Source organism: Mixta tenebrionis (assembly GCF_006517625.1).
GTDB classification, from domain to species: domain Bacteria; phylum Pseudomonadota; class Gammaproteobacteria; order Enterobacterales; family Enterobacteriaceae; genus Mixta; species Mixta tenebrionis.
On the sequence record NZ_VHQI01000002.1, the window covers coordinates 1 to 19,702 of the forward strand.

A 19,702-nucleotide genomic window follows, 5' to 3' on the forward strand; every position below is an offset into this window, starting at 1 on the left:
GTAGGGAACTGCCAGGCATCAAAACAACGACAGAGCCTCAGCGAAAGCTGAGGCTTTTTCGTTTCCGGCGCATAAATTTATCAACGCTTTATATGAGCGGTAATAAACCTGAACCGCCCCGGCGCCCGCCGGAGCAGCCAGCGGCTAATGTATAATCTGTGACAGAAATTTGCGCGTACGCTCCGATTGCGGATGTGCAAAGAACTCTTCCGGCGGCGCCTGTTCGACGATCTCTCCGCTATCCATAAATATCACCCGGTCGGCTACGGTGCGGGCGAAACCCATTTCATGGGTAACGCAAAGCATTGTCATGCCATCTTCAGCCAGGCCAATCATTGTATCCAGCACTTCTTTAACCATTTCAGGATCGAGCGCAGACGTCGGCTCATCGAATAGCATAATTTTCGGTTTCATACAGAGTGAACGGGCAATGGCCACGCGCTGTTGTTGACCGCCAGAAAGCTGTCCTGGGAACTTATGCGCGTGTTCAGCAATACGCACCCGCTGTAGATAGTGCATCGCGAGCGCTTCCGCTTCCTTTCTGGCGATTTTACGCACCCAAAGCGGCGCCAGCGTGCAGTTTTGCAGCACGGTCAGGTGGGGGAACAGATTAAAATGCTGAAAGACCATCCCCACTTCCGTGCGTACTTTCTCTATATTGCGCAAGTCCTCATTCAGGTGAATGCCGTCAACGACGATGCGCCCTTGCTGATGTTCTTCCAGATGGTTAATACAGCGTATCGTGGTCGACTTCCCTGAGCCGGACGGACCGCATAGCACAATGCGTTCACGCGGTTTGACCGTCAGGTTAATATTCTTCAGCACGTGAAACTGACCGTACCATTTATTCACGTTTTCGAGCGTGATCATCGCTTCGGTGCTGTGCGTTGTGGATGACATAATGAGATCCTTAATAAGATTTACGCCCGGTGTGAAAACGCTTTTCCAGATAGTGGCTATAGCGCGACATGCTGAAACAGAAGATCCAGTAGATCAGCGCGGCGAATACGTAGCCTTCCGTCGACATCCCCAGCCACTCAGGATCGACGGTGGCCTGCTGCACGCTGCTGAAGAGATCGAACAGACCAATGATGATCACCAGGCTGGTATCTTTGAACAGCGCAATGATGGTATTAACCAGTCCGGGAATCGTGAGCTTCAGCGCCTGCGGCAGGATCACCAGCAGCTGGGTTTTCCAGTAGCCTAACGCCAGCGATTCCGCCGCCTCGGTTTGCCCTTTTGGCAGCGCCTGCAGACCGCCTCTGACCACTTCAGCGACATAGGCGGACTGGAACAAAATAATGCCCGTCAGCGCCCTGACCAGCTTATCAATGCTGGTGCCTTCCGCCATAAACAGCGGCAGCATCACCGATGACATAAATAAAACGGTAATCAGCGGCACCCCGCGCCAGAACTCAATAAAAATCGTTGCCAGCGTTCTGACTATCGGCATGGAAGAGCGTCGGCCCAGCGCCAGCAAAATGCCTAACGGCAGCGCGCCGGCGATGCCCACTGCCGCAATGATCAGCGTGAGAGTTAAACCGCCCCACTGCCGGGTTTCAACGCGCTCCAGCCCAAACAGCCCACCGTAGAGCATCAGCCAGACGAACAGCGGATAGATAACGGCCCAGGCGGCGATATAGCGTCCGCGCCGGGGCAGCTGGCGGATAAACATTGGGATAAGCGAAAGCAAGCCGACGATCAGCGCCAGATTAATGCGCCAGCGTAGTTCATACGGATAGAGGCCATACATAAACTGACCAAAGCGCGCATGAATAAATACCCAGCAGGCTCCCTCTTTGGTGCAGTCGGCCCGACTGTCGCCCAGCCAGTTCGCCTGAAAAATCAGCCAGTTCAGCGCTGGCGGAATCGTCTGCCAGAACAGCCACAGGCACAGCAAGGTAAGCAAAGTATTAAACCAGCTGGAAAAAAGATTCTTGCGCATCCAGCGGGCAATGCGTATCGGCGCCCCGGTCGCTGCCGGAGAGAGATTATCAGTGGTGGCTGTTGTCATATTGCGTCCTTTTAACGCTCAACCAGCGCGATTTTGCGGTTGTAAATATTCATTAGCAGAGAAATCAGCAGGCTAATCGTCAGGTAGACCGCCATAGTAATGGCAATAGTTTCAATCGCCTGGCCGGTTTGATTCAGCACCGTTCCGGCAAACAGCGATACCATATCGGGGTAGCCGATAGCGGCGGCCAGCGAAGAGTTTTTAACGATATTCAGATACTGACTGGTTAGCGGTGGCACGATCACCCGCATCGCCTGCGGAATGATCACCTGGCGCAGCGTTACCGGCCCTGGTAGCCCCAGCGACATTGCCGCCTCATGCTGACCGTGCGGTACCGACTGAATGCCGGAGCGAATAACCTCAGCGATAAATGAAGAGGTATAAACCGAAAGCGCCAGCGTTAGCGCTGCCAGCTCAGGTATCAGCGCGAAGCCGCCGCGAAAGTTAAAACCGCGCAGGGTGGGAACATCCCAGTGCATTGCCGCGCCGAACAGCAGGTGTGCGATGGCGGGAAACAGCAGCAGCATCGCCAGGGCGGCGGGCCAGCTACGGCGTAGCCGCCCGGTTTTCAGCTGGTAATAACGGTGATAGCGCAACAGCGCAACGGAGAGAGCGATCGCCAGCAGCAGCGCGATAATAAAAGGTACGCTTCCCGCGCTATATTCCGGCCAGGGAATATAGAGCCCACGATTACTGATAAATGCCAGATCGAACGCGCTGATGGCCTGGCGCGGGCCTGGCAGATTACGCAGAACGGCGAAATACCAGAAGAAAATCTGTAGCAGCGGTGGAATGTTACGGAAGATCTCGATATAGACCGTGGAAATTTTACGCAGCAGCCAGTTATCAGAGAGGCGCGCCAGGCCGATAAACAGACCCAGCACCGAAGCGAACAGAATACAGAGGGCAGAAACCAGCAGCGTATTGGTTAACCCCACCAGAAAGACGCGGGCGTAGGTATCGCCTTCCGTGTAGTCGATAAGATGCTGCACAATACCAAAGCCAGCGTTGCGTTCCAGAAAACCAAAGCCGGAAGTGATGCCGCGGTTTGCCAGGTTGACCACGCTATTATGGATAAGATAGCCCACTGCGGCTAACAGGATTACGACCGCGATAATCTGATAAAGCCAGGCGCGAACCGCCGGATTTGAGAATGAAAAATCCCTTTTCATGCCTGAAGGTTGCAGCATGATAAACCTCGGTGACGAGAATACCGGCGTGGGCGCCGCAGCCGGCGCCCGGTGTAATCACGGGGATTAGCGCACGGGCGGCGCGTACTGAATGCCGCCATCTTTCCATAGCGCATTCTGGCCGCGAGAAATTTTCAGCGGGCTGTCTTTACCTACGTTGCGATCGAAACTCTCCTGATAGTTGCCGACCTGCTTGATGATGTTATAGGCCCATTTGTTATTCAGCTTTAAATCCTTACCGAAATCGCCTTCAGCGCCCAGCAGATGGGCCATATCAGGCGTAGTCGGCTTAGCTGCCATCTGGTCTACGTTTTTGGAGCTGACGCCCATCTCTTCAGCATTCAGCATGGCGTAGAAAGACCATTTCACGATAGTAAACCACTCATCGTCGCCGCGACGTACCAGCGGCCCCAGCGGCTCTTTTGAAATAACTTCCGGCAGTACAATAAACTCATCAGGCCTGCCTAACTTAATACGCAGCGCGTAAAGCTGTGACTGGTCAGAGGCGAGCGTATCGCAGCGTCCGCTATCAAGCGCTTTGGCTGACTCATCCGAACGATCAAAGGTGACCGGGGTATACTGCATCTTATTGGCTTTAAAATAGTCCGCCACGTTCAGTTCGGTATCGGTGCCTGCCTGAATGCAAACGGTGGCGCCGTCCAGCTCTTTCGCGCTTTTCAGGCCCGCTTTGTTATGGGTAAGGAAACCGATGCCGTCATAGTAGTTCACGCCGGCAAACAGAAAGCCCATACCGCCATCGCGTGACGAGGTCCAGGTGGTGTTACGTGACAAAATATCGACTTCGCCAGACTGTAACGCGGTAAAGCGCTCTTTGGCCGTCAGCGGCGTGTACTTAACCTTAGCGGCATCGCCAAAAATCGCGGCTGCGGTAGCCTGGCAGATATCCACGTCAAGGCCGGTAAATTTCCCGTTAGCGTCGGCGTAGGAGAAACCCGGCAGGCCGTCGCTAATGCCGCACTGTACAAAACCTTTCTTCTTAATTGCATCAAGCGTTGTTCCGGCATGGGCCTGGTTCGCCACAGCGAACAGCGACGCGACGGTTACCAAAGCGGAAAGCATCTTCTTATTCATACATTATCCTGTGTGGCATGGGCGTTATTGTTGTGTGACGAGCGCGCGGAGATGCGCTTTTCCTGTCTGCGGCGGTCAGCCATCCATCACTCTGCAAAGAAGGTGCCAGAGTGGTAGATTCCTGAATTAGGGGAAGAGAGTAGTAATAACTTAAGGTAACTGGATAGTTTGGCTACTATCGCGCACCAGTATGATGCAGCGTAAGTCGACGCGATCACAAAGTGTGCAATGCGATTTTTTCCATTGCGACAATGTGAGCTGGCGCGCGTTAAGTGCAGCGATGTCAGGGCGAAAAAAAGCCCGTCGGTTCGGCAACGGACGGGCGGGCAGGGAAGCCGGCTTAATAAAGCGAGGCGGCGCCGGTCGGGCGCGTTTTAAAGCGGCGGTGCAGCCATAAATACTGGCTGGGCGCACGCAGGATTTCCCGCTCGATAATTTTATTCATATAGGCGGCGGCGGCCTGCTCATCGTCCAGCGGATAATCTTCCAGCTGTGGCTGAATCACCAGCTCATAGCCCTGGCCGCGCTCTTTACGAATCAGCACCACGGTAATCATTGCCGGGCGCGCCAGACGGGCCAGCATAAAGGTGCCGCTGGTAGTCGCCGCCTGAGGTACGGCAAACAGCGGAGCGAACACGCTGCCTTTTGGGCCGTAGTCCTGATCCGGAGCAAACCATACCGCTTCGCCCTGCTTCAGGGCTTTTACCATACCGCGCAGATCGCGCCGATCGATCATCGCTTTATTTGAGCGGGTGCGGCCTTTCGTTTGTACCCACTCCATCAGCTTACTGTTGTGGGGACGGTACATCGCCATCATCGGCTGACACAGCCCCATAGTACGCCCGCCCAGCTCCAGCGACATAAAATGCACGCCGATAATCAGCGCGCCGCGCTTGTTTTGCTGTGCCGCCTGCAGATTATGCAGGCCGTTAACGGTAAACCAGCGTTTGACGCGGCTGTCCGGCCAGAACCAGGCCATGCCGGTTTCCATCAGGCCCATGCCCAATGATTCAAAATTATGTACGATGCGCTGCTCCAGTTCGTAAGAGCTGAGATCCGGAAAACAGAGTTCAAGGTTACGGCGCGTGATACGTACCCGCCGCGGCAGAAAACGCATTGAGGTACGCCCCAGCCAGACGCCCAGACGTTCGATTACCGGGAAGGGAAGCTGTACCAGCAGGAATAAAACGATAAGACCGAACCAGTTCAACCAATAGCGGGGATGCAGCAGAGCGATACTAAATTGTGGCGATGATTTCATGACTCTCACTTATGCAATAAAGAAGGATGTAGCGCATAATGATGTCAAGCGGGTTTCAATCAATCGCGGTACAGATTCTCAGACAGCGGTAGGGCGGAGAAGTTGGGCAGGAAAACCTAACTTTACAAAAAAGCTATAAAAATTAAGATCCAGCCATTAAAAAAGGCGCATCCCGAAGGAGCGCCTTTTTTACGGCGGTGAGGATTAGTTCATACCGTATTTTTTCAGTTTCTTACGCAGCGTACCGCGGTTGATGCCCATCATCAGGGCTGCACGGGTCTGGTTGCCACGGGTATATTGCATCACCATGTCCAACAGAGGCTGCTCTACTTCAGCCAGTACCAGCTCATACAGGTCATTCACATCCTGACCATTCAGTTGAGCAAAATAGTTCTTCAGTGCCTGTTTTACCGAATCACGCAGCGGCTTTTGCGTTACCTGATCCTGTGAGTTAACGGTAGAAACGGTCAGTACGTCAGAATTTACGCGTTGTTCGAACATAGTTCTGTCAGCTCTTTATTTCGTTTACGCAAGTTTTTCGAAGTATGCCTCCAACGCCTCCAGCTGTTCGCTGGCATCCTCTATGGCGTTGAATGTGCGCCGAAACTGGTCGTTCGGGGCGTGCTCCTGGAGATACCAGGAGACGTGTTTTCGTGCAATACGGTATCCCTTGCCGTGACCGTAAAAGTCGTGCAGTTCCCGTATATGCGCGATGAGCAAGCGCTTCACTTCTGCCAGCGGCATGGGTGGGAGCAACTCCCCAGTGTCCAGATAATGCTGGATTTCCCGGAAGATCCACGGTCTTCCCTGAGCGGCACGGCCTATCATCAGGGCATCAGCCCCCGTATAGTCGAGCACCGCCCTGGCCTTGTGCGGGTCAGTAATGTCTCCGTTCGCGATAACCGGAATGGAAACGTTCTGCTTAACTGTCCGAATGCTGTCGTATTCAGCATTGCCGTTGAACAAACAGGCGCGGGTACGTCCATGAATGGTCAGGGCCTGGATACCACAACGTTCAGCCAATTGGGCAATTTCAGTGCAATTACGATTTTCTTTATCCCAGCCGGTACGTATCTTTAAGGTCACCGGTACCTCTACGGCATTCACCACCGCGGTAAGAATACTTTTCACCACGTCGGGATACTGCAGCAGTGCGGAGCCGGCCATCTTACGATTCACCTTCTTTGCCGGGCAGCCCATGTTGATATCAATAACCTGCGCGCCGGACGCTACGTTAATGCGCGCCGCTTCGGCCATATCATCAGGATCGCAACCGGCAATCTGCACGGCGCGAATTCCGGGCTCGTCACTGTATACCATACGCAAACGAGATTTATCGCTGGCCCAAACCTCCGGGTTCGACGACATCATCTCAGAAACGGTCATTCCGGCTCCCATCTGATAGCAGAGCGTTCTGAAAGGCCTGTCGGTAATACCGGCCATCGGAGCGGCTATCAATCGGTTACGGAGCTGGTGTTGTCCTATGCGCATGAAAAAGAAGTGACCATATCTACTCGCAAGGCGGCGTATATTACGCATTTTTTACCGAAGATGAAAGGCCAAACTTTGAACAATCAGCGGGTAAAAATCATGGAAATGTAGGCTACTGTTCGTTCAATAAAATAATTTTCTTATAAAACAAACAATTAAAAATATAAGCTGAAATTGTGAGCAAAGATTTTTCTTAATTTGTGATCGTTGCCGCACTCTAAAAGGTACTTTCAGACGCGCAAAACCGGGCATACGTCGGTATTCACGCGCCTGTGAAGGCAGAGAACTGCCGTTAGTGGACGATTTGTCGACCGTTCAGCGGCTGCAGCGGACGGTTATTGGAGTGGCGCAGCGCCTCAGTAAAACGCTTCAGCTGCGCTTCAGACGCTTCCACCGGCTGCTTCATCACCAGCCAGATAACGCCTTCGCTACAGGGAGGCGTAGTGAGCGAGCCGCTGAAGCGATAATAGTGCTTATCCTGCGGGAAAAGCGATTCCAGCGCGAACTTCTGGTTTACCGGCTTTTCCTGATTCTCCTGCTGCGGCAGTACGTTAAGAATGGTTTCCAGCGCGGGATTGGCTTTCCCCGGCACCAGCATTACCGCAATAACGGCCAGATCGTCTTCACTGTTGGCATGGACAAAATGGATCTCAACCGGGAAGCTTTGCCCGTTGATATGGTTTTCGCTGGGCGAATGGAAATGGAACTGCTTTAACGCCCAGCGCTGCTCGTCCAGTTTGAAATCATCTTCATCTTCAACGGCGATCTGGATAGTGTGCCCGTTGTTAACGATGGTTTTAGCATGAGTGGTAAAGTTAAGTTCTAACGGCGGCAGATTGCCTGCCACGGGGTTTTTGATATCAATCGGCGACTGATACTTGCCGTTTTTACAGACCTGCCATTGCTTATTGAGCTCGCCCCAGTGTTCAGGCGAGGTCTGGCCTTCATATGACCAGTGATTTTCCGCGGCTGCTGACGTGGTCCATGCCAGCAGCAAGCCCAGTAGTGCAGTTGATTTATTTCGCATCCTGATATTCCTTATTTGGATTAGTACGGGCGTCTTGTGCGCCTTGGTGATTAAAGCGATAACGCCTTAATTGTTAGGGATAGTACAAAAAATAATCGTCCCTGAATTAATAGAAAAGCGGAAAAGGGAAATGGCGCGCTACGATAGCGGCTCGTAGCGCGCGTCAGGATGGAGAACGTTAACGGCAAACGCCGGTAATACGGCACCACTCCTCTTTTTCCACTACCGGATCGAGCGCGAAGCGTTCTGCATAGGCTTCACATACGCTTTCGGCCTGGCTGGCGAGAATACCGGAAAGCCCCAGGTATCCGCCGCTTTTCGGCAGCGCGCTAATCTGCGGCGCCAGCTCGCGCAGCGGGCCGGCGAGGATATTCGCCACCACCACATCAGCGCTGAGATTTTCCGGCTGCTGGTGGGGCAAATAGAGCGCCAGCCGATCGGCAACGCCGTTGCGCTGCGCATTGTCACGGCTGGCCTGGATCGCCTGCGGATCGATATCGATGCCGATTGCCTGAGCGGCGCCGAGCTTCAGCGCGGCGATAGCCAGGATGCCGGAACCACAGCCAAAATCGATCACCGTTTTGCCCTGCAGATCCAGGCCGTCCAGCCAGCTCAGGCAGAGCGCGGTGGTGGGATGCGTGCCGGTACCGAAGGCCAGACCCGGATCGAGCATCACGTTCACCGCATCGGGATCGGGCACATCGCGCCAGCTGGGGCAGATCCACAGCCGCTGACCAAAGCGCATTGGATGAAAATTCTCCATCCATTCGCGTTCCCAGTCCTTATCCTCGATCTGTTCGATCTTATGACGAAAGCCCTGTCCGAGCAGCGGATCCTGCTCCAGCAGGCTGACGATCTCCGCCATATCCGTTTCCGCATCGAACAGGCCGATAGCGTCGGTATCGCCCCACAGGCGCGTCTCGCCCGGCAGCGGCTCAAAAACCGGCGTATCGTGCGTATCCTGGAAGGTTACCGACACGGCACCCTGTTCCATTAACAGGTCACCCAGCGCTTCTGCATCCGCGCCGGTAGTATTGATCTTAATTTGTATCCAGGGCATAGCAATTCTCTTTATTTATACAGTGGAGGCATCGTCCGCAGCAGAGGCTGGACGGCCAAACAGATTACCGATAATAAACGCCAGCAGGCTTAACAGCAGGGCGGGGACAATCGGATGAAAGCCGCCTGGCTCCAGATGCAGCGCCGCCAGCAGAGTATAAGATGCCGCGCCGACAATCATCGCGCTCAGCGCGCCTGCGGCGTTAGCTTTTTCCCAGTACAGCCCCAGCACCAGCGGCCAGAGAAACACCGCTTCCAGGCCGCCGAAGGCCAGCAGATTAAGCCAGATAATCATATCGGGCGGGTTCCACGCCGCCAGCAGCAGCAGCAGGCCCAGCAGCAGGGTAATCATCCCGGAGAGGCGGCGCAGGCGCTGCTCATTATGCAGCTGCTGCGGATAGAGACGCAGATAGAGATCCTTCACTATCGTAGCGGAGGATTGCAGCAGCTGGGCGTTAATGGTGGACATAATGGCGGCCATCGGCGCGGCGAGAAAAATGCCTGCGGCAAACGGCGGCAGCACGGTCAGCATCAGCGAGGGGATCACGCGATCGGGAATGGCGATATCGGGCAGAATCGCCCGCCCCAGCGCGCCCGCCAGATGCATCCCCAACACCAGAATGGTCATCACTATCGTGCCGAGCAGGATGCCGCGATGCACCGCTTTGCTGTCCCTGTAGGAGATACAGCGCACGGCGGTATGCGGCAGGCCGATCACGCCGAAGCAGACCAGCACGATAAAGGAGGCAAGGAAGGTCGGATTAATTATGTCGTCCACCCCCTGCGGCGTAATCAGACGCGGATCGATCTGCTGTAGCTTTGTGACCGCGGCGTGCATGCCGCCTGCGGTATGAATCACCGCAAACAGCAGCAGAAAGGTGCCCACCAGCATCACCAGACCCTGCATGGCGTCATTCAGCACGCTGGCGCGAAAGCCGCCGAAGGCGGTGTAGAGCGCGATGGTGGTGCCGAAAATCAGCAGGCCGGTATCGTAGGGCACGCCAGCGGCGGTTTCCAGCAGTCTGGCGCCGCCGATAAACTGCACCGTCATCGCGCCGACAAAAGCCACCAGCAGGCTCAGGCTCGCCAGCCAGACCAGCAGCGTGCTGCGATAGCGGGCGTAAAGCATATCGTTGAGCGTTACCGCGTTATAGCGCCGCGCCAGAATGGCGAATTTTTTGCCTAAAACGCCCAGGGACAGCCAGACGGCAGGCACCTGAATGACCGACAGCAATACCCAGCCGAGGCCATATTTATAGGCCGCGCCCGGACCGCCGATAAACGAGCTGGCGCTGATATAGGTGGTGGTCAGCGTCATCGCCAACACAAAGCCGCCCATCGAGCGTCCGCCGAGGAAATATTCATTAAGAAAGCGCCCCTGACTACGCTTGCGCACCGCATAAACGGAAAGCGCCGCGATCAGCAGCAGATAGCCCAGCAGAGGAAGAATCACTTCAGCTTGCACGATCGTCCTCCAGCGGGATCTCGCGGAAGCAGATGCGAATCATCAGCCAGCAGAGAAAAATAAACAGCAGCGGAGCAAACAGACAGGAGAGTTCAAACCAGCGCGGCAGCCCGGTAATGCCCGGCTGCATGCCGCCCAGCCAGGCGCAGAGCGCCCATACTGCCAGATACGCTACCGCCAGCCAGAAAGACCAGCGGGCCTCGCGGTGTGCCTGAATAAAGCGCGCATCCATCATCGTGCCTTTCATTATGAACGAAACCAGAAAGAGAAAAGGCCGGACAAGCCGGCCTCAAATGGGGCAACGGGAGAATTATTTTTCCACCAGACCCAGCTTCTTCTCCAGATAGTGGATATTGGTGCCACCGTGCTGGAAGTTTTCATCGCACATGATCTTCATCTGCAGTTCAACGTTGGTTTTGATGCCGTCGATGATCAGTTCAGCCAGTGCGTTTTTCATGCGGGCAATGGCCACGTCGCGGTTTTCACCGTAGGTGATCAGTTTGCCAATCATGGAGTCATAGTAGGGCGGCACGCTGTAGCCGGCATAAATATGCGATTCCCAGCGCACGCCAAAGCCGCCCGGCGCATGAAAGCGGGTAATCTTGCCCGGACTCGGCAGGAAGGTGTTGGGATCTTCCGCGTTGATGCGGCACTCTACCGCGTGGCCTTTCACCACTACTTCTTCCTGCTTAATGGAGAGCGGCTGACCGGCAGCAATACGCAGCTGCTCTTTGATCAGGTCCACGCCGGTAATCATTTCGGTGACCGGATGCTCTACCTGAATACGGGTGTTCATCTCAATAAAGTAGAACTCGCCGTTTTCATACAGAAACTCGAAGGTGCCGGCGCCGCGATAACCGATTTCCACGCAGGCGCGGGTACAGCGTTCGCCGATATAGCGGCGCATTTCGCTGGTGATGCCCGGCGCCGGCGCTTCTTCCACCACTTTCTGGTGGCGGCGCTGCATTGAACAGTCACGCTCGGCGAGATAGATGGCGTTGCCCTGGCCGTCCGCCAATACCTGAACCTCGATATGGCGCGGGTTCTCCAGGTATTTCTCCATGTAGACCATGTCGTTGTTGAAAGCGGCTTTCGCTTCCGCCCGCGTCATGCTGATGGAGTTTTCCAGCTCTTTATCGCTGCGGACTACGCGCATACCGCGTCCGCCGCCGCCGCCGGAGGCTTTGATAATTACCGGATAGCCGATGCGTTTGGCAATGGCGCGGTTCTTATCCATATCGTCGCCCAGCGGGCCGTCAGAGCCAGGCACGCAAGGCACGCCCGCTTTTTTCATCGCGTTGATCGCTGAAACCTTATCGCCCATCAGGCGGATGGTTTCGGCGCGCGGGCCGATGAAAATAAAACCGGAACGCTCAACCTGCTCGGCAAAGTCGGCGTTTTCCGACAAAAAGCCGTAGCCGGGATGGATCGCCACCGCGCCGGTGATTTCCGCTGCGGAGATCAACGCCGGGATATTCAGGTAGCTTTTTACCGACGGCGCCGGACCGATACAGACCGTTTCGTCCGCCAGCAGCACATGTTTCAAATCGCGATCCGCCGTGGAATGCACCGCGACGGTTTTAATGCCCAGCTCTTTACAGGCACGTAAAATGCGCAGCGCGATCTCACCGCGGTTGGCAATAACAATTTTATCCAGCATGGTGCGCCTCGTTATTCGATGACGACCAGCGGCTCGTCAAACTCAACAGGTTGACCGCTTTCGACCAGGATAGCTTTAACCACGCCCGCCTTGTCTGCTTCGATCTGGTTCATCATCTTCATGGCTTCAACGATGCACAGGGTATCGCCGATATTCACTTTCTGACCGACTTCCACAAAGGCTTTCGCGTCCGGGCTTGGCGTGCGATAGAAGGTGCCGACCATCGGAGAGCGAACGATGTGGCCGCTCAGCTCCGCTGCGGCAGGCGCTTCGAGCGCTGGCGCGCTGGCTGGCGCGACGGCGTTGGCCAGGGCAGGCTGCTGCGGCGCAGGAACGGCATAGGCCTGCTGCATCATTGGATAAGCGGGAGCTGCAGGCGCGCGGCTGATGCGAACGGATTCCTCGCCTTCGGAAATTTCAAGTTCAGCGATACCGGATTCTTCAACCAGTTCGATCAGTTTTTTAATCTTACGAATATCCATGAGTGTGGTTCCGTACTCTATTTAATTTGATTTTGACAGGCGTTTTACTGCCGTTTGTAAAGCCCAGGAGTAACCGTCGACGCCAAGTCCACAGATTACGCCGGCAGCAATATCAGAAAGCCAGGAATGGTGGCGAAAAGGCTCGCGGGCGTGTACGTTGGTAATATGCACCTCGATAAAAGGGATATCGACCGCCAGCAGCGCATCGCGTAGCGCCACGCTGGTATGAGTAAAAGCCGCCGGATTAATGACAATATAATCGACATTGCCTCTCGCCTCGTGAATACGCTCAATCAGAACGTGTTCTGCATTCGACTGCAAATGGCTCAGTTTCACATTCAGCGCGCCGGCCTGCGATGTCAGATCGTCAACGATCCCGGTCAGCGTGGTATGTCCATACTTTTCCGGCTCCCGCGTCCCCAGTAAATTGAGGTTGGGGCCGTTCAAGAGCAGAATATGAAAATCATGCGCCATTTTGCTGCTATCTCCTGCAATAATCGAGGCATCGCGTAAAATACCTCGTGAGAAGCCATTTGTCACCTTTATCGAGGCGAAAAATGAAGCGTCGCTGCAACTGAAGCCGGGCATTATATCTAGTTCGTTGCTTTTCGCAGCTAAATACTGGTCTTATCTGCGAAGTTTATCAACCTGATAACAACGAAGTTTTAGCCTAATGCGGCAGATATGCGGGCTGCGGCACAGATCGTGCCGCTATTTTGCCAACCAGCGCCAGAATTTTTTATAGCGCCAGGCAAGGAGAATAAGGGCGAACAGGGCGTAAATCAGCGGCTGCGGCGAGAGGGTTTTAACCGACCAGACATAATGTATTGGCGCTAAAATCGCGACTATATAGATGGTGTTGTGCAGTAGTTGCCAGCGCCGGCCTAACTTTCGCTGCGCTATTTGCAGCGAAGTCAACGCCAGCGCCAGCAGAATCAGCCAGCTGATAATGCCCAGCGTAAGATAGGGGCGAGCGATCAGCTCCGAACCCAGCAGGCGCAAATCAGAAAGGCCCAGCTCCAGCAGCGCATAGCTTGTCAGGTGCAGGGTTGCCCAGGCGAAGCACCAGAGGCCGAGCAGCCGCCGTACCCGTATCAGCAGCGGCTGACGGGCGTAACGCGCCAGCGGCGATACCAGCAGCGTAGCGAGCAAAAACTTTAGCGCCATACGGCCGGTAAAATGCTGAATATCTTTTGCCGGATCGGCGCTCAGGCCGCTGCCCTGCAGCACGGCGAAAATCAGCCACAGCAGCGGCAGCGACCCGGCCAGATGGAGCAGAACCTTCAGAACGGTAATCTGTTTTAGCGTCAGGCGCACTCAGTAGTTCTCCCGTAAGTCGAGCCCGCGATAAAGCGCGGCGACCCGATCGCCGTAGCCGTTAAACAGCAGCGTCGGCTGGCGCTGCACATCCAGAATGCCGCCGCTGCCGATAAAGCGTTCGCTGGCCTGCGACCAGCGCGGGTGATCGACGTGCGGGTTCACATTGGCGAAAAAGCCATACTCATCCGGCGCCAGCTGATTCCAGGTGGTTGGCGGACGATCGCGCGTCAGCTTGATATGGACGATGGATTTTATGCCCTTAAAGCCATATTTCCATGGCACCGTCAGGCGGATCGGCGCGCCGTTCTGCGGCGGCAGCGCTTTGCCGTAGACGCCGGTGGAGAGCAGCGTCAGCGGATGCATCGCCTCATCCAGCCGCAGCCCTTCAACATAAGGGTAGTCCAGCCCGCCGCCGATAAAGCGATCTTTCTGGCCGGGCATCTGGTCGGGCGCGTAAACCGTCTGAAACGCGACGTAGCGCGCGTTGCTGGTTGGCTCCGCCGCTTTTAACAGCTGCCCCAGCTCAAAACCGACCCAGGGAATGACCATCGACCACGCCTCGACGCAGCGCATACGATAAATACGTTGCTGTTGAGGAAAGCGTTTAAAGATGTCATCCATATCCAGCGTCAGCGGTTTTGCCACTTCGCCATCAATACGCACCTTCCAGTTATCCGTTTGCAGGCTGCCGGCGTTGGCGGCGGGATCGGCTTTATCCAGGCCAAACTCATAAAAGTTGTTATAGCCGCTGACCTTATCTTCCGGGGTCAGCGGCAGCGGCGCCTGCCAGGCGGCCGGCTTGCTGAAATCGAGCGGACGGTCCGCCGGGGCGGGAGGGCGATCGTTGCCTTTAAACCAGGAGAGCAGATCGGCGCGCGCGCCGCCGGGAAGCGTCAATGCCGCCGCGCCTAAACCCAGCGCTTTCAGCACCTGGCGGCGCTGCTGATAAAAAATCGATTCGGGCGTGACGTCCGCTTCGGTGAGTTTATTAACGGGCTTCATGGCGTTACTCCTGTGCAGGTTCCCGGCGTCAGCGCGGGGAGCAGATAAGTAAGCATGAAATAAAAAGCCGCGATATCGCGACTTTTTACCCAAAAATATGAAATTTCCTGGCTGGCTTAGCCCTGGCTGACTTTCACCAGCGTACGTCCGGTTACTTCATTGTTCAGCAGCCGGCGCGCCGCTTCCGGCGCTTCGCTTAAGGAAATTTCGGTGGTGGCCTGCTGATAAAAGCTGGCCGGAATCGTTTTAACCAGGCGTTTCCAGGCCTCGATACGCCGTGCCGCCGGCGTCTGTACGGAATCAACGCCCTGCAAGCGCACGTTGCGCAGGATAAAAGGCATTACCGAGGTCGGCAGCGTAAAACCGCCCGCCAGCCCGCAGGCGGCAACGGCGCCGGAATACTCTACCTGCGCCAGCACGTTGGCCAGCACGTTGCCGCCTACGGTATCGATCGCCCCCGCCCAGCGCTGTTTTTCCAGCGGACGGCCTTCAGCCGTGAATTCGCTGCGCGGCAGCACCTGAGCCGCGCCCAGCTGGCGCAGATAGTCAGCGTTGCCGGCGCGTCCGCTGACTGCCGCTACCCGATAGCCCAGCGCGCTCAGCAGAGCGACCGCCGTGCTGCCGACGCCGCCGCTGGCGCCGGTCACCACTATCTCGCCTTTATCGGGCGTTACGCCGCCATCCTCCAGCGCCATCACGCACAGCATGGCGGTAAAACCCGCAGTGCCGAGGATCATCGCCTGACGTTCGCTCAGCCCTTCCGGCAGCGCCACCAGCCAGTCGCCGTTGACGCGCGCCTGTTCCGCCAGGCCGCCCCAGTGCGTTTCGCCAACGCCGAAGCCGGTCAGCAGCACCTGCTGGCCAACGTGAAAGCGCGGATCTTCGCTGTGATGAACCCTGCCGGCGAAATCGATGCCGGGCACCATCGGAAACTGGCGAATAATTTTTCCTTTACCGGTAATTGCCAGTGCATCTTTATAGTTGATGCTCGACCAGTTAACATCCACGGTTACGTTACCCGGCGGCAGCTGTTGCGGTGAAATTTCACTCAATACCGTTTGATAAGCGCCGTCAGACTGTTCAATCAGTAGGGCCTGCATGAGATTCTCCTGAAATTTAATTTTCAATGGTAACCATAAGGTCTCTGGCAACTATACTCGCCGAATGGGCGCAGCGTCTGACCAGCCGCAAATAAACTGCGGGCAGCTGCGGTTATTTAACGCTGACGGTGCGGATAGTTTCAGATCGTTAACTATCTGGAAACCGCTCTGTAGGCCAACGGCGTGGTCATAAACGCAGTGAAAAAGGCACAGGGATGCGATTAACCACCAAACTGTCATCGTTTATCGCGCTACTTATTACTCTGGCACTGGTTTTAATGGTTGCTGGCTGCGCGCTGAGTTTTTTCTGGCTGCGCGGCGAGCGCGTAGAAAATCAGGTGCAGACGCTGGCGACCGAAGTCGATCGGGCGCTGCTGACGCAGGAGGCCGCCAGCCTTACCCCCTGGCTGCGGCATATTATGCCGCTGTTGGATATTGAACGCCTGGAGATTCGCAGCCCGCACAGCGTGGCGCTGAAGCTCTCCCGCCATCAGCATCCGCTGCTGGAAGACACGCCTAACCGTTTCCGCCGTTACGATCTGCCTCTGCAACAACAGCAGGGCTGGATGGTGCGCGTTGAGCTGCTCGATCCCGCCGATACGTTCTTCCGCTCCTTTATTGGCTCTACTACCCTGATCATCATGCTGCTGGTGGCCGGCGTAATGATGCTGCTGCTGGTGCCCACGCACCGCTGGCTCTGGCGGCAGCTGAAAGGGATGGAGGGCCTGGAGCGGCGCGCCGAACGCATTATCGCCGGCGAGCGGCGCGGTATCGGGCGCGGCAACGTTAATGAATGGCCGCAGAAAGCATCAATGGCGCTCGATCTGCTGCTGGAAGATTTGCAGGAGGCGGGGGAACAGCGCACCCGCATTGATACGCTGATCCGCGCCTTTACCGCACAGGATGCCGCCACCGGCCTGAATAACCGGCTGTTTTTTGATAACCAGCTGGCGACGCTGCTGGAGGATCAGGAGAAAGTCGGCACTCACGGCGTGGTAATGATGATCCGCCTGCCGGATTTCGACAGCCTGAGCGAGAGCTGGGGCCATGCCGCCATCCAGGAGTTTCTCTTCTCGCTGGTGAACATGCTCTCTACCTTCGTGATGCGTTATCCCGGCGCGCTGCTGGCGCGCTACTTCCGCAGCGATTTTATGGTGCTGCTGCCGCATCGCACGCTGAAAGAGGCGGACGGCATCGCCGCCCAGCTGGTGAAGGCGGTGGACGCCTTACCGCCGACGCCGACGATCGATCGGCAAAATATGATCCATATCGGCATCAGCGCCTGGCGCAGCGGGCAGACGACCCAGCAGGTGCTGGAAAGCGTGGAACAGGCGACCCGTCACGCCTCGCTGCAGGGGGGCAACACCTGGGTTATCGGTGAAGGCTCGGACAGCGACGTCGGGCGCGGCAGCGTTAAGTGGCGCACGTTGCTGGAACATACCCTGAAGCGCGGCGGCCCGCGGCTTTATCAAAAACCGGCGGTGCAGCGTAACGGACGCGTGCATCATCGCGAACTGCTGCCGCGGATTTTCGACGGCGAGAAAGAGCTGCCGGCCGCGGAGTTTATGCCGCTGGTGCAGCAGATGGGGCTGGCGGAAGCCTATGACCGCCAGCTGATGCAGCACATCATGAAGCTGTCGCTACGCTGGCCGGAAGAGACGCTGGCGGTGCCCGTCACCATCGACTCGTTATTACAGCCAGGCTTCCGGCGCGCGCTGCGCGATATCCTGCTGCAGTGTACTAAATCGCAGCGTCGGCGTTTTTTATTTGAACTTGCAGAGGCGGAAGTGTGTCAACACTTCAACCGGTTGCAGCCGGCGCTGCGTTTATTAAAAGGTTTCGGCTGTCGCCTGGCGGTGAATCAGGCCGGGCTGACGGTGGTCAGCACCTCCTATATTACGCTGGCGGGCGTTGAAATTATCAAGCTGCATCCGGGACTGGTGCGCAATATCGACCGGCGCACCGAAAACCAGCTGTTTGTAAAAAGTTTGCTGGAAGTCTGCAAAATGACCCCGACCCAGGTTTTTGCCGCCGGCGTACGCACGCGCGAAGAGTGGCAAACGCTGGCGACGCTGGGCGTAGCGGGCGGCCAGGGCGACTTCTTTTCCACCTCGCAGCTGGTGGACAGCAACGTAAAAAAATATTCGCAAAGAGTTCGGGTTTAATCGGATGATTTGCCATAATGACGCGCGGTTATGGAGCCGGCGGCCTGATACGGCGGTTAACCGCCGTGGAAATTAAATGTTAAATTTTATAACCGTTATGTCCGCTTACCAGCCCGCTCGTGCGGGCATTTAGCTGGTTTTTCGGCTAAATATCGTGGCCCTGCTGCGACAGGCAGAGAACAAGCGCGAGATAGCTTGATTTTTCACCGAAGTAGAACGTTTTTGCGCCTTGTGGCGGCTTCGCGTGGTTGGTAAAGTAAGCGGATTTTATTTTCCGCCCCCAGCTTGCAGGATTATCCTTTAGTATGTTTAAAAAATTTCGTGGCATGTTTTCCAACGACTTGTCCATTGACCTGGGTACTGCGAATACCCTGATTTATGTCAAAGGCCAGGGCATCGTGCTGAATGAGCCCTCCGTCGTTGCTATCCGTCAGGATCGTGCCGGCTCCCCAAAGAGCGTTGCGGCAGTCGGTCATGATGCAAAACAGATGCTTGGCCGTACGCCGGGCAATATTGCCGCTATCCGTCCGATGAAAGATGGCGTGATCGCCGATTTCTTTGTCACCGAAAAGATGCTGCAGCACTTTATTAAACAGGTGCACAGCAACAGCTTTATGCGTCCCAGCCCGCGTGTGCTGGTATGCGTGCCGGTTGGCGCCACGCAGGTTGAACGTCGCGCCATCCGCGAATCCGCCCAGGGCGCAGGCGCGCGCGAAGTTTTCCTGATTGAAGAACCGATGGCGGCGGCGATCGGCGCCGGGCTGCCGGTGTCGGAAGCGACAGGCTCGATGGTGGTGGATATCGGCGGCGGCACCACTGAGGTGGCGGTCATTTCTCTCAACGGCGTGGTTTACTCCTCTTCCGTGCGTATCGGCGGCGACCGCTTTGATGAAGCCATCATTAATTATGTGCGTCGTAACTACGGTTCCCTGATCGGTGAAGCGACCGCCGAGCGCATCAAGCACGAGATCGGCTCCGCCTATCCGGGCGACGAAGTGCGTGAAATCGAAGTACGCGGGCGCAATCTGGCCGAGGGCGTGCCGCGCGGCTTTACGCTTAACTCCAACGAGATCCTGGAAGCGTTGCAGGAGCCGCTGACCGGCATCGTCAGCGCGGTAATGGTGGCGCTGGAACAGTGTCCGCCGGAGCTGGCTTCTGATATTTCAGAGCGCGGCATGGTGCTCACCGGCGGCGGCGCGCTGCTGCGCAACCTGGATCGTCTGCTGATGGAAGAAACCGGTATTCCGGTGGTGGTGGCGGAAGATCCGCTGACCTGCGTAGCGCGCGGCGGCGGTAAAGCGCTGGAAATGATCGACATGCACGGCGGCGATTTGTTCAGCGAAGAATAATTTCGCCAGAAGGGAGCCGCGGCGC

19 protein-coding genes are annotated in these 19,702 nt (G+C 56.2%); 2 read left to right on the forward strand and 17 right to left on the reverse strand.

Translation table 11 applies throughout. The annotated features are described in order from the left end of the window. Positions 1–144: 144 nt before the first annotated feature. The 17 genes from FKM52_RS02930 to acuI all read right to left on the reverse strand — a co-directional run bounded on the left by FKM52_RS02930 (position 145) and on the right by acuI (position 16,163). Positions 145–900, reverse strand: a complete 756-nt coding sequence (locus FKM52_RS02930; RefSeq protein ID WP_141174714.1) for an amino acid ABC transporter ATP-binding protein — start codon at positions 898–900, stop codon at positions 145–147. Between the two features lie 10 nt (positions 901–910). After that, positions 911–2,014: an amino acid ABC transporter permease gene (locus FKM52_RS02935; RefSeq protein ID WP_141174715.1), complete on the reverse strand. Its 1,104-nt coding sequence runs from the start codon at positions 2,012–2,014 to the stop codon at positions 911–913. Between the two features lie 11 nt (positions 2,015–2,025). Next, the gene (locus tag FKM52_RS02940) at positions 2,026–3,204 is read right to left on the reverse strand and encodes an amino acid ABC transporter permease (protein ID WP_141174716.1); all 1,179 of its coding nucleotides are present in this window, start codon (positions 3,202–3,204) and stop codon (positions 2,026–2,028) included. A gap of 66 nt (positions 3,205–3,270) precedes the next feature. Further along, complete coding sequence (locus FKM52_RS02945) at positions 3,271–4,296, reverse strand: amino acid ABC transporter substrate-binding protein (RefSeq protein WP_141174717.1); 1,026 nt, start codon at positions 4,294–4,296, stop codon at positions 3,271–3,273. Between the two features lie 340 nt (positions 4,297–4,636). Then, complete coding sequence (gene lpxP, locus FKM52_RS02950) at positions 4,637–5,557, reverse strand: kdo(2)-lipid IV(A) palmitoleoyltransferase (RefSeq protein WP_141174718.1); 921 nt, start codon at positions 5,555–5,557, stop codon at positions 4,637–4,639. 204 nt (positions 5,558–5,761) lie between these two features. After that, entirely contained in the window at positions 5,762–6,058 is a 297-nt protein-coding gene (gene fis, locus FKM52_RS02955; RefSeq protein ID WP_000462905.1) for a DNA-binding transcriptional regulator Fis, read from the reverse strand. A gap of 24 nt (positions 6,059–6,082) precedes the next feature. Beyond that, a complete protein-coding gene (dusB, locus tag FKM52_RS02960; RefSeq protein WP_141174719.1) occupies positions 6,083–7,048 on the reverse strand; it encodes a tRNA dihydrouridine synthase DusB in 966 nt (321 codons plus the stop codon). A gap of 292 nt (positions 7,049–7,340) precedes the next feature. Next, the gene (locus tag FKM52_RS02965; RefSeq protein ID WP_141174720.1) at positions 7,341–8,075 is read right to left on the reverse strand and encodes a carbonic anhydrase; all 735 of its coding nucleotides are present in this window, start codon (positions 8,073–8,075) and stop codon (positions 7,341–7,343) included. Between the two features lie 178 nt (positions 8,076–8,253). Next, positions 8,254–9,135: a 50S ribosomal protein L11 methyltransferase gene (gene prmA / locus FKM52_RS02970; protein WP_141174721.1), complete on the reverse strand. Its 882-nt coding sequence runs from the start codon at positions 9,133–9,135 to the stop codon at positions 8,254–8,256. 15 nt (positions 9,136–9,150) lie between these two features. Further along, positions 9,151–10,599 (reverse strand): sodium/pantothenate symporter, encoded by a 1,449-nt coding sequence (gene panF, locus FKM52_RS02975; RefSeq protein ID WP_141174722.1) that lies wholly within the window; start codon positions 10,597–10,599, stop codon positions 9,151–9,153. Then, positions 10,589–10,831, reverse strand: a complete 243-nt coding sequence (locus FKM52_RS02980; protein WP_141175192.1) for a YhdT family protein — start codon at positions 10,829–10,831, stop codon at positions 10,589–10,591. The genes panF and FKM52_RS02980 overlap by 11 nt, the downstream gene beginning before the upstream one ends. Before the next feature lie 78 nt (positions 10,832–10,909). Further along, positions 10,910–12,259: an acetyl-CoA carboxylase biotin carboxylase subunit gene (gene accC, locus FKM52_RS02985; RefSeq protein ID WP_141174723.1), complete on the reverse strand. Its 1,350-nt coding sequence runs from the start codon at positions 12,257–12,259 to the stop codon at positions 10,910–10,912. Between the two features lie 11 nt (positions 12,260–12,270). Beyond that, positions 12,271–12,741 (reverse strand): acetyl-CoA carboxylase biotin carboxyl carrier protein, encoded by a 471-nt coding sequence (gene accB, locus FKM52_RS02990; RefSeq protein WP_141174724.1) that lies wholly within the window; start codon positions 12,739–12,741, stop codon positions 12,271–12,273. Between the two features lie 21 nt (positions 12,742–12,762). Next, positions 12,763–13,215 (reverse strand): type II 3-dehydroquinate dehydratase, encoded by a 453-nt coding sequence (aroQ, locus tag FKM52_RS02995; protein WP_141174725.1) that lies wholly within the window; start codon positions 13,213–13,215, stop codon positions 12,763–12,765. Positions 13,216–13,452: 237 nt separating this feature from the next. Further along, positions 13,453–14,058, reverse strand: a complete 606-nt coding sequence (gene msrQ, locus FKM52_RS03000) for a protein-methionine-sulfoxide reductase heme-binding subunit MsrQ (protein WP_141174726.1) — start codon at positions 14,056–14,058, stop codon at positions 13,453–13,455. Then, positions 14,059–15,063 (reverse strand): protein-methionine-sulfoxide reductase catalytic subunit MsrP, encoded by a 1,005-nt coding sequence (msrP, locus tag FKM52_RS03005; RefSeq protein WP_141174727.1) that lies wholly within the window; start codon positions 15,061–15,063, stop codon positions 14,059–14,061. Between the two features lie 116 nt (positions 15,064–15,179). Then, on the reverse strand, positions 15,180–16,163 hold the full coding sequence (gene acuI / locus FKM52_RS03010; protein ID WP_141174728.1) for an acrylyl-CoA reductase (NADPH): 984 nt from the start codon (positions 16,161–16,163) through the stop codon (positions 15,180–15,182). 215 nt (positions 16,164–16,378) lie between these two features. Here acuI and csrD point away from each other — a divergent pair, with 215 nt between their 5' ends. Continuing rightward, on the forward strand, positions 16,379–18,328 hold the full coding sequence (gene csrD, locus FKM52_RS03015) for an RNase E specificity factor CsrD (RefSeq protein WP_141174729.1): 1,950 nt from the start codon (positions 16,379–16,381) through the stop codon (positions 18,326–18,328). Between the two features lie 305 nt (positions 18,329–18,633). After that, positions 18,634–19,677, forward strand: coding sequence for a rod shape-determining protein MreB (mreB, locus tag FKM52_RS03020; RefSeq protein ID WP_003855260.1), 1,044 nt, complete (start codon positions 18,634–18,636; stop codon positions 19,675–19,677). Positions 19,678–19,702 lie beyond the last annotated feature (25 nt).

Excerpts from the sequence above, each read along its gene's own strand:
- FKM52_RS02930 (WP_141174714.1), bottom strand. The coding sequence starts at position 900 with ATGTCATCCACAACGCACAGCACCGAAGCGATGATCACGCTCGAAAAC.
- FKM52_RS02935 (WP_141174715.1), bottom strand. The coding sequence starts at position 2,014 with ATGACAACAGCCACCACTGATAATCTCTCTCCGGCAGCGACCGGGGCG.
- FKM52_RS02940 (WP_141174716.1), bottom strand. The coding sequence starts at position 3,204 with ATGCTGCAACCTTCAGGCATGAAAAGGGATTTTTCATTCTCAAATCCG.
- FKM52_RS02945 (WP_141174717.1), bottom strand. The coding sequence starts at position 4,296 with ATGAATAAGAAGATGCTTTCCGCTTTGGTAACCGTCGCGTCGCTGTTC.
- lpxP (WP_141174718.1), bottom strand. The coding sequence starts at position 5,557 with ATGAAATCATCGCCACAATTTAGTATCGCTCTGCTGCATCCCCGCTAT.
- fis (WP_000462905.1), bottom strand. The coding sequence starts at position 6,058 with ATGTTCGAACAACGCGTAAATTCTGACGTACTGACCGTTTCTACCGTT.
- dusB (WP_141174719.1), bottom strand. The coding sequence starts at position 7,048 with ATGCGCATAGGACAACACCAGCTCCGTAACCGATTGATAGCCGCTCCG.
- FKM52_RS02965 (WP_141174720.1), bottom strand. The coding sequence starts at position 8,075 with ATGCGAAATAAATCAACTGCACTACTGGGCTTGCTGCTGGCATGGACC.
- prmA (WP_141174721.1), bottom strand. The coding sequence starts at position 9,135 with ATGCCCTGGATACAAATTAAGATCAATACTACCGGCGCGGATGCAGAA.
- FKM52_RS02980 (WP_141175192.1), bottom strand. The coding sequence starts at position 10,831 with ATGGATGCGCGCTTTATTCAGGCACACCGCGAGGCCCGCTGGTCTTTC.
- accC (WP_141174723.1), bottom strand. The coding sequence starts at position 12,259 with ATGCTGGATAAAATTGTTATTGCCAACCGCGGTGAGATCGCGCTGCGC.
- accB (WP_141174724.1), bottom strand. The coding sequence starts at position 12,741 with ATGGATATTCGTAAGATTAAAAAACTGATCGAACTGGTTGAAGAATCC.
- aroQ (WP_141174725.1), bottom strand. The coding sequence starts at position 13,215 with ATGGCGCATGATTTTCATATTCTGCTCTTGAACGGCCCCAACCTCAAT.
- msrP (WP_141174727.1), bottom strand. The coding sequence starts at position 15,063 with ATGAAGCCCGTTAATAAACTCACCGAAGCGGACGTCACGCCCGAATCG.
- acuI (WP_141174728.1), bottom strand. The coding sequence starts at position 16,163 with ATGCAGGCCCTACTGATTGAACAGTCTGACGGCGCTTATCAAACGGTA.
- csrD (WP_141174729.1), top strand. The coding sequence starts at position 16,379 with ATGCGATTAACCACCAAACTGTCATCGTTTATCGCGCTACTTATTACT.
- mreB (WP_003855260.1), top strand. The coding sequence starts at position 18,634 with ATGTTTAAAAAATTTCGTGGCATGTTTTCCAACGACTTGTCCATTGAC.